The organism is Bacillus sp. N1(2025) (assembly GCF_053470005.1).
This window is the reverse complement of sequence record NZ_JBLTJB010000005.1, coordinates 247,522-260,131: the sequence shown is the minus strand read 5'-3', so window position 1 is coordinate 260,131 and position 12,610 is coordinate 247,522. Positions and strand designations below refer to the sequence as shown.

The 12,610-nt window shown below is 43.7% G+C and carries 14 protein-coding genes; 5 read left to right on the top strand and 9 right to left on the bottom strand.

All coding sequences use genetic code 11. The annotated features are described in order from the left end of the window. Positions 1–85 precede the first annotated feature (85 nt). From corA to ACNFN4_RS14010, 3 genes are all read left to right on the top strand, one after another. Positions 86–1,045 (top strand): magnesium/cobalt transporter CorA, encoded by a 960-nt coding sequence (corA, locus tag ACNFN4_RS14020; RefSeq protein WP_137988141.1) that lies wholly within the window; start codon positions 86–88, stop codon positions 1,043–1,045. A 63-nt stretch (positions 1,046–1,108) separates the two neighbouring features. Beyond that, the gene (locus tag ACNFN4_RS14015) at positions 1,109–1,756 is read left to right on the top strand and encodes a hypothetical protein (protein ID WP_014720870.1); all 648 of its coding nucleotides are present in this window, start codon (positions 1,109–1,111) and stop codon (positions 1,754–1,756) included. A gap of 50 nt (positions 1,757–1,806) precedes the next feature. After that, on the top strand, positions 1,807–2,667 hold the full coding sequence (locus ACNFN4_RS14010; protein WP_014417208.1) for an NAD(P)-dependent oxidoreductase: 861 nt from the start codon (positions 1,807–1,809) through the stop codon (positions 2,665–2,667). A 103-nt stretch (positions 2,668–2,770) separates the two neighbouring features. Here the strand turns inward: ACNFN4_RS14010 and ACNFN4_RS14005 are convergent, their stop codons facing one another. From ACNFN4_RS14005 to ACNFN4_RS13975, 7 genes are all read right to left on the bottom strand, one after another. Further along, the gene (locus tag ACNFN4_RS14005; protein WP_094296486.1) at positions 2,771–3,796 is read right to left on the bottom strand and encodes a sensor histidine kinase; all 1,026 of its coding nucleotides are present in this window, start codon (positions 3,794–3,796) and stop codon (positions 2,771–2,773) included. Further along, the gene (locus ACNFN4_RS14000; RefSeq protein ID WP_014417206.1) at positions 3,786–4,499 is read right to left on the bottom strand and encodes a response regulator transcription factor; all 714 of its coding nucleotides are present in this window, start codon (positions 4,497–4,499) and stop codon (positions 3,786–3,788) included. The genes ACNFN4_RS14005 and ACNFN4_RS14000 overlap by 11 nt, the downstream gene beginning before the upstream one ends. A gap of 372 nt (positions 4,500–4,871) precedes the next feature. Then, a complete protein-coding gene (locus ACNFN4_RS13995; RefSeq protein WP_448200259.1) occupies positions 4,872–5,471 on the bottom strand; it encodes an undecaprenyl-diphosphatase in 600 nt (199 codons plus the stop codon). Between the two features lie 96 nt (positions 5,472–5,567). Continuing rightward, the gene (locus tag ACNFN4_RS13990; protein WP_022552758.1) at positions 5,568–6,305 is read right to left on the bottom strand and encodes an ABC transporter permease; all 738 of its coding nucleotides are present in this window, start codon (positions 6,303–6,305) and stop codon (positions 5,568–5,570) included. Next, positions 6,298–7,218 carry an ABC transporter ATP-binding protein gene (locus ACNFN4_RS13985; RefSeq protein WP_094296484.1) on the bottom strand — a complete coding sequence of 307 codons (921 nt, stop codon included), beginning with the start codon at positions 7,216–7,218 and terminating at the stop codon, positions 6,298–6,300. The genes ACNFN4_RS13990 and ACNFN4_RS13985 overlap by 8 nt, the downstream gene beginning before the upstream one ends. Positions 7,219–7,429: 211 nt before the next feature. Continuing rightward, positions 7,430–8,221, bottom strand: a complete 792-nt coding sequence (gene pdaA, locus ACNFN4_RS13980) for a delta-lactam-biosynthetic de-N-acetylase (RefSeq protein ID WP_014417202.1) — start codon at positions 8,219–8,221, stop codon at positions 7,430–7,432. Between the two features lie 100 nt (positions 8,222–8,321). Beyond that, entirely contained in the window at positions 8,322–8,507 is a 186-nt protein-coding gene (locus tag ACNFN4_RS13975; protein ID WP_003155558.1) for an SE1561 family protein, read from the bottom strand. A 146-nt stretch (positions 8,508–8,653) separates the two neighbouring features. Between ACNFN4_RS13975 and yfkAB the strand changes: the two genes are divergently transcribed. Further along, complete coding sequence (gene yfkAB, locus ACNFN4_RS13970) at positions 8,654–9,775, top strand: radical SAM/CxCxxxxC motif protein YfkAB (RefSeq protein ID WP_014417201.1); 1,122 nt, start codon at positions 8,654–8,656, stop codon at positions 9,773–9,775. A gap of 6 nt (positions 9,776–9,781) precedes the next feature. Next, positions 9,782–10,615, top strand: a complete 834-nt coding sequence (locus tag ACNFN4_RS13965) for a mechanosensitive ion channel family protein (protein ID WP_095061137.1) — start codon at positions 9,782–9,784, stop codon at positions 10,613–10,615. A gap of 28 nt (positions 10,616–10,643) precedes the next feature. Here ACNFN4_RS13965 and ACNFN4_RS13960 read toward each other — a convergent pair whose 3' ends face one another. Beyond that, entirely contained in the window at positions 10,644–11,438 is a 795-nt protein-coding gene (locus ACNFN4_RS13960; RefSeq protein WP_088056277.1) for a YfkD famly protein, read from the bottom strand. Positions 11,439–11,508: 70 nt separating this feature from the next. Beyond that, positions 11,509–12,564 (bottom strand): calcium/proton exchanger, encoded by a 1,056-nt coding sequence (cax, locus tag ACNFN4_RS13955; protein ID WP_007408511.1) that lies wholly within the window; start codon positions 12,562–12,564, stop codon positions 11,509–11,511. Between the last annotated feature and the right edge of the window lie 46 nt (positions 12,565–12,610).

Sequence of the window (12,610 nt, the reverse complement as noted above, 5' to 3'; positions counted from 1 at the left end):
AAGTATATCATGAAGCGGCCGGGCGGCAATTCGTATACTTTTCTTCATAACGCCGCATGATATAATGGCAGGCGGAGGGTTGTTTATGATACATATAACCGCAATCACAACACATAATGAGATATTAAATAATATCCCCCTATCACGTACAGAACAACCGGACATCGCATGGTACTGGGTTGATTTTTTCGGCGCTGAGATGCATGAAATCGAGCTGCTGCGGGATTATTTTCACTTTCATCCGCTTGCGATCGAGGATTGCTTTCAGCACATGCAGCGGCCGAAAATCGACCATTATGACGGCTACCGTTTTTATGTGCTCCACGCCTTGAACCCGGACACACTGGAAATGGAAGAGGTGGACATTTTTCAGTCCGACCGTTTCATCGTCAGCTTCCATTTGCACGAATCGCCCGGCGTCTCAAAGGTGAGAGAACGGTTTTTCGCTTCTCCGGGATTAGCCAAAAAAGGGCCCGGGCACATCACTTATATGATTATGGATCAGCTTGTCGATGAATATTTCCCTGTGCTGTACAAAATTGAAGACCGGCTGAATGAAATTGAAGACAGCAGAACACATAAATCTTACGGCACATTAATGAATGAAGTGTTTGAATTGCGGACTGATCTTTTGAACCTGAGGCGGACGATCATTCCGATGCGCGATTTAATGTACCGGATTTTGAGCCTTGACCATGTAAAAGAAAGCCGTGAAACGAAAGCGTATTTCAGCGATATTTATGACCACCTGTTAAAGCTGGCTGAGCTGATCGAGTCAAACCGTGATATGACGTCAGATTTGCGGGACAGCTATGTGACGCTGAATTCAAACCGGATGAACGCCATTATGATGACATTAACCATCGTCTCGACCATTTTTATCCCGCTGACGTTCATCGCGGGGGTTTACGGCATGAATTTCGATAACATGCCTGAGCTTCATTGGAAATACGGGTATTTTATCGTTTTGGGCGTAATGGCCGTTCTTGTGGCCGCCATGCTGTTTTGGTTCGCCCGCAAAGGCTGGTTTAATATTTTCAAGTAAGAACGGCTGCCGGCTGTTCTTTTTTTTGAGAAAACATGATAGTCTGGAAAAAAACGTAAAGAGGTGTGCGCCGTTACCATCTTTTCTCACAAAATCATTTCTTCTGTCCTCCTGGCTTTCAGTGTCATGTCCATTGCCCCGCTGTATAACGGCCGTACGGTGTCTGATTACATCTTTGAGTCGCTCGGCTATTCCTCTTGGCCGGAAGATGGAGCCCATATCTCCGTCATCCCCGGGGTCCTGCTTTACTTTGCGGCGTTAATCTGGTGTGCCGCCGCGTTCAGGCGGACGCTTCCCGCAGCGGGGCTGTTTCTGATCTTTCTCAGTATGGGGGCCGCTTCCGGTATCAGTCCCGCCACTGAATATGCTGCTTTTTCCTTAAAACAGTTCGCGCCCGAAAAAGAGGCTGTCGAATATTTGAAGCACCGCAGCGAATGCAGTCATCTGGTTGAGCGAAAAAGAGCGGGCATGAGCTGCACGCTTTATATCAATCATTACGGAAAAGGGGAACAAACCATTTCTGTCACCCCGGATTTATCAGAAAACATAAAGGACGTCACATTCAAATCAAAAACATTCACTGTAAAACCCCGTTCAAAAACAATCATTAAAACGCGGTTTACCGGATTTTATAAGGGGAAAGCCGCCTCAGACTCCGGATGGTCTTCCGAACCTGAACTGAAAGTGGCAATCCTGTACACAGCGGATTAACCATTTTGCATGTATAATGGTGGAAAACTTTTCATTGGAGGGACTGTCAAATGAAGATCGCCATCGTCGGACTCGGCAATATGGGCCGCCCCATCGCCGAAAATATCATGAAAGCCGGATACAGCCTGACTGTATATAACCGGACGAAAGAAAAAGCGGCTGACCTGCTGGAAAAAGGGGCCGAATATGCCGAAACGCCCCGCCAGGCAGCTGAACATGCGGATATCGTGCTGTCCATGCTGTCAGACGATGAAGCCGTAACAGACGTGACTTTCGGAGCTTGCGGCATTATTGCCGGGTTATCTGAAAACGGCATTCATATTTCGATGAGCACGATCAGTACAACGCTGTCAGAACAGCTTTCCGCCGCACATTCGGGCAGAGGGCAGTCCTTTATCGCCGCTCCCGTCCTCGGCCGCCCCGATGCCGCCGAGAAGGCCGAACTCCGCATCATCACAGCCGGACCGGCAGAAGCGAAGAAAAAGGCCGAACCGCTGCTTAACATCCTGAGTCAGCAAGTATTGGACACTGGTGAAGAAACAAAAACGGCCAATGCCGCGAAAATCAGCGTCAATTTCTTGCTCGTGTCCATGCTGGAGGCGTTATCTGAATCATTCTTAATGATGGAGAAATACGGGTTAGAACGGAAACAATTTTTAGAAATCGCCGGCGCGCTCTTTGGCTCTCCCGTCTATCAAAATTACGGAACCATGATGGCTGAGGAGAAATTTGAGCCGGCCGGTTTCAAAATGTCTTTAGGGCTGAAGGATACCAATCTGGCGCTCGCCGCCGCTGAACAGGTTTCCGCAAAACTCCCTCTTGCCGAGCTGGCCAAGAGCCATTTTGAAAGCGGGGTCGCACAAGGCTTCGGGGATCTGGATTGGGCTGCTTTGATTAAATGTATCAAATAAGCAGTGAAAACCTCTCCCGTTTAGGAAAAATGAAACCAATGTGTTAGAGAACACATTGGTTTCTTGGCTATTATAAGCGTCTGTTTCTTTGTAATCATTCCATTCATGTCCGTATTAATTTTATTTTTCCAAATGCAATGCCGAATGTTGTTTTTATATAAGGGGTGCTGTCAACCCATATTCTCCCTTGATTTTTCTCAATTAATGCTTTGGCAATTGAGAGTCCTAAACCGCTTCCCGAGTGTCCTGAGCTTCTGGATAAGTCTCCCCTGTACATCCTCTCAAATACCTTCTCTGATTCTGTCTTTGGTATCCCCGGCCCCCTATCCCAGATCAGCAGTTCAAATTCTTTGTCATTCTCTTTAAGTTCTATGCCAAGAACCTTTCCTTCTTTTCCGTAAAGGATGGCATTCTTCAAGATATTCTCAATAATTCTAACGATACTTAGACGATCCGCCATAATAAGACACTTTCTTTCAGGAATATTTATTTTAAGCTCTAATTCATTTCTTTTTATCTCCGGCAAGTATTCAATCAATAACTCTCTGGTTACTTCAGAAAAGTCAATAATATCTGGCTGCATCGGCATTTCATCTGCATCCAGTTTAGCCATGTTAAATATTTCATCAATTAACTGCTTTAAATGATTCGACTTCTTTGAAACAATGTTTACGTATTCTTTCTTTTCTTCTTCCGAGGCTGCAATATCGTCTTTCAACGCATCTAAATATCCTATAATTGATGTAAGCGGTGTGCGAATATCGTGTGATATGCTTGATAACAGGCTTTTTCTCGCTGCGTGCGTTTGAATCGTTTCCACCTGTATTTTCTCTAACTTCTCGATCAATTCGTTTATTGAAAAAACCATTTCATTAAATATCGGAGCCCCATTCGCAAATATTCTTGTCGTTAAGTTCCCATTTAATGTCCGCTTAACCGCATGGATCATTTGAATGAGCTCATTGTTGAATTTGCAGTAAATTGTAATAAGGATTACAGACAAACCGATCAGCAGACCATAGACAACCAATTTAACAGTGTTAAGCTCTTGGTGCTGCCAGTCATATAAACAATTGAGGCAAATCAGTGTAATCTGCAGAAACATAAGATATATGATTTTACGACTCATCTTTCTCACCTGCAAATTTGTATCCTATCCCCCAAACTGTTTGTATAAATTGAGGATTAGATGGGTCTTTTTCTATTTTTTTTCTCAGCTTTCTTATGTGAACCATCACGGTATTGTCATCTTCTAAGTAATGATTGCCCCAAACATTCCGAAACAACTGAGCCTTCGTAAATACCTGTTCCGGATTGGAAGCCATAAATTTCAGCAGCTCCAGCTCTTTTGCGGTTAATGATATTTCTTCACCTGCAACGCATACGATATATCTTTTCACATCAATTGATAAACCTTTATATTTCAGCAGCGGCTTCTCTTCTGTTCCGCTGCCGCTCCCTAAAATGAAAAACCTTCTCATCAGAGCCTTAATTCTGGCCACAACCTCGTTTACGCTAAAAGGTTTTGTAATATAATCATCTGCTCCTATACTCAACCCTACAATTTTGTCAGCTTCATGGTCCTTTGCAGTAAGCATAAGTATTGGCACATTGGTTTTTTCTCTTAGTTTTCTGCATACTTCAATCCCATCCATTTTTGGCATCATGAGATCCAATATTACGAGGTGATAAGTATTTTGTTCAAATAATGCCAAAGCTTCCTGTCCATCCTTTGCAACATCTGCTAAATAAAGTTCCCGTTCAATGTATTTTTTTAATAAATCTCTGATCACTTTTTCATCATCAGCGATAAGGACACGAATTTCTTTCACTTCATGACACCCGCCTTCATATTTTTTGTATTTATGTAAGTAACAGTGGGTATTCATTATTACATGATATGCAATCTATCATGTGATCTTTTAGCCAATTTTCAGTATTTTATATAAACACAGGTGTATTCAATTTGTCGGCTTATGAAAATTGTAACGCTCAGCTTCCAAATATAACTTTGACACAAACGTCATGATATTTAAAGAGTAAGCCCTAATTCCAACAAGATCAGTATTTCGATTATGTTTTTATGTCGGGAATTTGTCCCCTATCCGCTAAATTATTACCTGTTGATCAATCATCAATATGAGTTTTTTGTTTGTGCTCGAACGAACAAAAACACCTGGTTCATACAGGTGTTTCTCATCCGCCTAAACATTTTTCGACCTCTCTTTTCGGGGTAAAATACAGCCCTCCCCCTTTTCATAAAGAGTAAGAACTTTTTTAGTCAATGCAAGCCTTGGTACAATCCAATACGATAACACAGCTGATATAATTCCAAAAAGAGCTCCTGCAGCAACATCGAAAGGATAGTGTACACCTACCCATATGCGTGAAACAGCTACACTAAGCGCAAATATGATCCAGATCCAGCCTGTTTTTTTATATACAAGCCAAAAAGAAAATGAGATAGAAAAGAATAGGATGGTGTGATCGCTTGGAAATGAATTATCCACCGCATGATCTACCAGTTTGTTAACATTTGAAAGAACTGCAAATGGTTGATGATTGGAATAGAGTTGACCGGCAATTTTCCCGATCATCTCTGCTATAATGAATGCCACTCCCGCCTGTATGACCATCATTCTGTTTCTATCATTTCGGGTAAACCAGAAAACAAGCATAACGAGTGCTAAAATAAACACTGCATATTCAGCAAGTATGACCATTGCTGAGTTTAGAAATGGATATTCTTTTCCCAGATCGTTTACAGCACGAAAAGCGGTCATATTCATCTCTGAAAAAGACACTTATACCATCCTCCTATTTAAACACTCATTTATATTTTCACGGAATTTATGCGGCACAAATCAATCGGCTTTTCACTTGAAAGTCTTTCATAAACATTAATGTATATCCGCTTTGTTAAAATAGATCACCAAGGAAGCAAATCCCAATATTGAGATTAGGGCAATTCCTGCATAGGAGTACTCCGGAGGATAAGTAGGGAGAAGCGTATTCATTGAAATGTCTCCGGCTGCTGCCCACGGGAACAATCCTCTGTGTTCTGAGTTAGCTGTCATAATATTTATCAAAGTAATTAGGATTGTAAAAATAATGGTAGGTACGTAATTCTTTAGAACAACTGTGATCAGAACAATAGGTGTTGATAAAACAAATAGTAAAACTCCCCCAATTGCAAAGTGCAAAAATGATTTGAGTATGAGTGATTGGCTGAGACCCGGGAATTGCAAGATCACACCCAGTAATAAAGTAAGCCCCCACGCAACTAAAGTTAAAAAGAATATCCAGATAAATAGCAGCAATAGTTTACTAAGTATCAGATTGATTCTGGAAACGGGTATGGTTAAAAGGTTTTTCAGTGTATCATCCATGTATTCCCTGTTAAAAATATAAGCGGCAACAACTCCATACAGCGGAACCCCCACTACCAAGACTGTATATAAGTTAGCGTTGCTGAAAAGTTCATGAAATTTTATGACAGGAGCGGGATTCTCAGTCTTTATCTGTACATAAGATGCAACGACAACCATAAATGGGACGACCGAAGCTCCTATCGTACTTATTAGAAGCATCGCAGACCTTCTGAGTTTTAGTAACTCTGCATATAACAGATTAACCAATGGTTCCACCCCCAACCAATTTTGTGAAATAATCCTCCAGGCGGTCTTCACTCATCAAAATTTTAAACACCTCAATATCGTTCTGAACAAGTAATTTATTAATTGCTCCCTGTTGTCCAATATGCGAGAAAATGCGGATAATTCCGTCACCATGTACTTCGTAGTCAAAGATCTGAAAATGTTTCTCTAAAAGCATCGCAGCTTTATTATCATTCGAAACTTGAAACTCAAGAAACTTTCGATTTCTCTTCCGGAGAGTATCAAATTCGGTTTCCTCTAACAGTTTTCCCTCGTGAATAATGCCCAAATGATCAACTAATTGTTCAATCTCAGACAGGATATGGCTCGATATCAGCAGAGTAATTTTTCTTTCTTCAGCTAATGTTTTAATGAGCCTTCTCATCTCTTTAATCCCAATCGGATCTAAACCATTCGTCGGTTCATCTAATATTAGTAATTCCGGATAGTGAAGAAGAGATCGGGCGATGCCAAGTCTTTGCTTCATTCCCAAAGAGTATTTGCCTACAAGCTTTTTGGTTTCATTCTCTAATCCCACAATTTCTAATGCTTCTTCAATTGCATTTTTTTTGTGAATTCCAACGATCCTGGCATTTATTTCAAGGTTTTCTTTAGCCGTGAGGTTTCCATAGAATCCTGGTACTTCTACAATTGAACCAATTCTTTTTAGAATGTCTTTCTTATTCGTATGTAAATCCTCACCGAATATCTCAATCTTTCCATGAGTAGGCTTTATCAGGCCCAGCAGCATTCTTATTGTCGTTGTTTTACCTGCCCCGTTTCTCCCCAGAAACCCGTAAATATCTCCTTCATTAACTGTTATGTTGAGGTTATCAACTGACTTTTGTTTTCCATAAACTTTTGTTAAATTTGTCGTTTTAATTATTTCCTGCATTGATCCAGACCTACTTTCCTAATGCTTATGTACAATAGTATAGGAATGCGTTTTTAACTGGAGATTAACTATTTCTTAACTATCTCTTAATTAGAGGGGCAAAAAAAACCTGCCCCCTTTAACTGGGAGCAGGTTTCATCTCAGTGATGTTTATGGCGTAAGGGTTTTGACGCCTGCATCAAGATAAGACTATATGATGAGGCGCTTCCCGTTACAAAGACGGCAGCTTCATTTCTTTCTCAAACATCAGGTCATCAATGCTTTTAAACGTGTAGCCTTCTTTTTTCAGATCGGTAATGGCATCGTCCAGAGCTTCTGAATTGTCCTTTGAAACGGTGTGAAGAAGGTAGATCGCGCCGGGATGCGCCTGCTTTATCATGTGATCATAGGCGTATTGTTTCCCTTTTTGCTCGTTAACCTTCCAGTCGACAAATGCGACGGACCAGAAAACGGTTTGGTAGCCGAGGCGCTTCGTTTCTTTGAGGACATATTCGCTGAACACGCCGCGCGGCGGACGGAGATACAGATTGTCCCGCTTTCCGGTAATGTTGTACACAGCTTCCGTGACGGAATCGAGTTCGTCTTGAATCTGATCGCCCGTTTTTGTCGTCAGATCAGGATGATGAAAAGAATGATTGCCGATGATATGGCCTTCCTTTGACATCCGTTTAATCAAATCAGGCTGCTCTTTCACAAAATGACCCGTGACAAAAAAAGTGCCCGTGACGTGATGTTTTTTTAACACATCAAGCACTTTCGGGGTGTACCCATTTTCATATCCGTTATCAAACGTTAAATAGATGGTCTTTTCTTTCGTATTGCCCAAATAAAAAGCATCATATTTTTTGACCAGATTGTCCAGCTGTCTGCCGGCATCCGGCGGCTGATGATTGACGCTGCGTTTAAAGCCCCAGTTTATCCGTTCATTCGGAACGGCCTCTGCGCTGTTGATGCCTCCCGCAAGTAAAACGGCCATGCAGCAAATTGAACAAAACCATTTCATGACCAGCACTCCTTCTGCATTTTTCCTTATTTTGCAGTAGGCCCTGCCCTTTTATACAGCCGCATTATGGAAAAAGAAAAACCCCGGCATCCGCCGGGGTTTATTCCCAATCCTTTTTAAAGCGTTCGTATTTTGCTTCCAGATCATCAAGCATGCCGATGAGCCGGTCTATATCTTCAACGTCCGTTGATTCAGGGTCTAATGAATCAATGACATTCATAAACATATCGAGTCTGTTCTTTAGGTAATCGAGCTGCTGATCTTTGCTGTTTACTGCATTCCCCATACTTCCACTCCATTCATTTTTTATAATGGTAGCGTATTTTTTGCCGTTTTTCAATGGTTCCGCTACTTGCGATCTTGGCTGATCAGGTCTAAAATTAACAGTTGGCAGACGTTAGTATGCCCCATTTATAAAGGAGTTAGATAGTCATGACACAAAACACAACACTGCGTCCGATCACACCGGAGTACGATCCTTGGGAAGCGTACATGGATGTCGACCAGTATGGAGATATGAAACTGACGAACGTTGAATTCACAACGACGACTTTGTGCAATATGAGATGCGAGCACTGCGCCGTCGGGTACACGCTCCAGCCGAAAGACCCGAATGCGCTGCCGATCGACCTTTTATTAAAGCGGCTTGATGAAATTCCTCTGTTACGCTCTATCAGCATTACGGGCGGCGAACCGATGCTTTCGCTGAAATCGGTAAAGGAATACGTCGTCCCGCTTTTAAAATATGCGCATGAACGCGGCGTGCGCACACAGATCAATTCAAACCTGACGCTTGATATCGGGCGCTACGAACGGATTATTCCCTATTTGGACGTTCTTCACATTTCTCACAACTGGGGAACGGTCGAGGACTTTGCCGACATCGGATTTGCGATGATGGAGAAGAAACCGACATTTGAACAGCGGGCGCGCTATTTTGACAAAATGATTGAAAACAGCCGCACGCTGGTCGAAGCAGGTGTAATGGTTTCAGCGGAAACGATGCTCAACAAACGGACACTGCCGCATATCGAACATATTCACCGGCAAATTACCGAAGAAATGAAATGCCAGCGGCACGAAGTCCATCCGATGTATCCGAGTGATTTCGCCAGCGCGCTTGAATCACTCAGCCTGAAAGACATGAGACAGGCCATCCATCATCTGCTCGACATTCGAGATGAAGAGACATGGATGCTGTTCGGTACGCTCCCGTTTTACGCATGCAGTCCTGATGAAGAAGACCAGAAGCTTCTCCGCCGCCTGCGGGAAGCGAAAAACGTTACGGTGCGAAACGACCCTGACGGCCGCTCCCGCCTGAATGTCAACATTTTTGACGGAAATATCATTGTCACGGATTTCGGCGATACACCGCCGCTCGGCAATATTAAAACAGACAGCCTTCCTGAAGCATATGACAAGTGGAGACAGACGAAGCTGAGCAAAGAGCTGAACTGCCGCTGCACAAACGTCCGGTGCCTCGGTCCGAACGTCCTTGTCAAAAACAGTTATTATCAGGACACGGATTTTTCATTACGAAAAGCCAGAGGTTAACAGAAGATGGAAACGACAATTACGGACATTTTGAAAAGCAAAGTGGTTGAGATCATCATCGTCGCTCTCGTGCTTTACGCCGGTGTTTTTCTGATCAACCGCTTTGTCCAGGTGTTATTTAAACGCACAGATTTCTTAGAGGAACGGAAAGGGAAGACGATTGAGAGCCTCGTCCGGTCCATCACCCAGTATACGGCGACGATCGGTTTTATCTTTTACGTCATTTCTTTATTTGTTCATGATTTCGGCCGAATTTTAGCCGGGGCGGGTGTTGCCGGTATCGTCATCGGTTTCGGCGCCCAGTCGTTAATCAAGGACATTTTGGCCGGTATCTTTTTAATATATGAACGCCAGCTTCATAAAGGCGATTACGTGACGATTAACAATCTGTTCAACGGCACAGTGGAAGAAATCGGACTCCGTTCCCTCCAGATCCGTGAGTGGACCGGCAAGCTGCTTACCATATCTAACGGTGAGGTCAGACAGCTTCAAAACTATAACATTGATTATATGCGGATTACCGAGTCCGTCGTGATCAGTTACAAGGAAGATCCCGAGCGGGTATATGCCATCTTAGAAAAAGCGTGTGACATGCTCAATGATGAGCTTCGCGATTCATTGAAACGGGATGAATTTCTCAATGCGGCGGAGCCGTTTCAAGTGCATGGAATTATGAGTCTGAACAAATTAACCAGAGGCATTGAATTTACCGTCAAAGGCATGGTTCAAGACACAGAATACTTCTCGGCGAGCCTTGCGGTGAGACGCGTTCTTGCCCGGGAGCTGTACAACAACAATGTTCAATTGCTTGAGGAAATGTATCACACACAAAAAAGCTGATTCCCAAACCGGAATCAGCTTTTTTTATTTATCTCGGCTGCGCTGTCGTTTGAAAACCGAATGTGACATGATCCTGCACCGGAATCCAAGCCCCGATTCCTTGCGAAGTCACATTTTTGACGACAAGTTTCCGCTTGCTGCCTTTCAGCACCAAATACACTTCACCGTATGTTACTTTTCCTTTTTCATTAACGGCTGGAGCGTAGGCGTGCAGGTAGCCGAGCCGCTGCGGAGAAATTTTGTAGGTTTGATCGCGTTTTGTGCCTGCGCCGATAACCGTTTCAAACGCGAGCGGCAGTTTTGTTTTCTTCATCGCTTTTTGCATCATCATGCTTTTTACGTCTTCTGCGTTCGGCACCTTCGCTGTAAGCCCGCCTTTGATTTTGTATTGCTGTTCTTGGGCGTATGAGATAACCGCGGTTTGCTGTCCGCCCCGGTTATCCGCTCTGTTTGTGTTGATTTTTTTATATTCCCAGTTGGCGACCGTTTCGTTCGATTGATAGCCGAGCGCCCATTTCCCGAGAAATATTGTCGCCCGGTATCCGATGGCAAGCGGTGAACCGGAAACCGAGGATTCATTCAGCATCTTTATCAGATGCGGATTTTCGATATTGATCTCTGATGTATCTAACAATTCCTTTGCCAGTTTGCTCGGCTGAAGCATCGGCTGGTCCTGTGAGGCATTCGGATACGTATTTTCCTTTGAAATGCTTACGACAGAGTTGGGAACTTTAAACGGTTTCTTTGCACCGGCAGATGGCGTTGCGAAAAAACTAAAGGATAACAGCAGAATCAGTGTGGCATGAAACAGCTTTCTCATCATATCACTCTTTCTATAGCATTTTCCTTTAGTCTTTTCCTCCGCAATCGTTGTTATCCGCATTTTTTACAGGTTAAAGCAGGAAAAAACCGATCGCCATGATGACATAAGCGGCAAGGAGCGTAGCCCCCTCAAACCAGTTCGAATCACCGTCATTTGAAATCATCGTCATCAAAAGGACGGATGATATCATCGCGACAAGCTCGGGCAATGTGAATACAAGCGGCATATTGACCGGAAAAAAGATGGAACAGATCACAAGAACCGGAGCCACAAACATGGCGATCTGCAAAGTCGAGCCTACCGCGATTTCAACGGCGACATCCATTTTGTCTTTGTACGCCATAATAATCGCCGACGCATGCTCTGCGGCATTTCCGACGATTGCGACGATAATCACTCCGATAAACAGCTCGCTCCAGCCGAACTGTTCAGCCACCGCATGAAACGTATGGACAAGGTTTTCAGATATGTAGGCGACGATAATGGTTGAAATAAATAAGACGGCTGTCGCTCTTTTCCCCGACCACTCAGGCTGCTCCTCTTCTTCCTTTGCCTCCGGCTGATTCGGCTGATAAACACCGCGGTGGGTGACGAGCTTGAAATAAAGAGCTGCCACGTACAAAAGGATCATGATGATGCTGATGCCGACACTCAAATCAAGCTTGTTTTTTTCCCCCATATCCATGGAAAACACTTCGGGAATGACAAAAGCTACGATAATGGCAAAAATCAGCAGGCCAGAATTATGACGGGCATCATGAATATTGAATTCCTGCCGCTTGTATTTCAAACCGCCGATAAAAAACGACAGTCCCGCGACGAGCAGAAGATTGCCGAGCACCGAACCGGTCAGTGAAGCAAGCACGATGCCCGTCAGCCCTTCTTTTAAGGCAAAAAGCGATATAATCAGCTCTACCGCATTGCCGAACGTGGCATTCAGCAGACCGCCGATCCGCGGTCCCGCGATAATGGCAAGAGATTCGGTCGCTCTCCCCATATAACTTGCAAGCGCAATAATCGTCAAGCAATAAATAATAAACAAAACCGCTGACGGCCAGTGCATCAGGCCGCCGATGACTGAAAGCGGCACTCCCGCCGCAGCCGTAAAGAAAAAAATCCGATTCATATCTGCCTGGCTCCTTTTTTCGAATGAGTCTTTTTATATCCTTCTC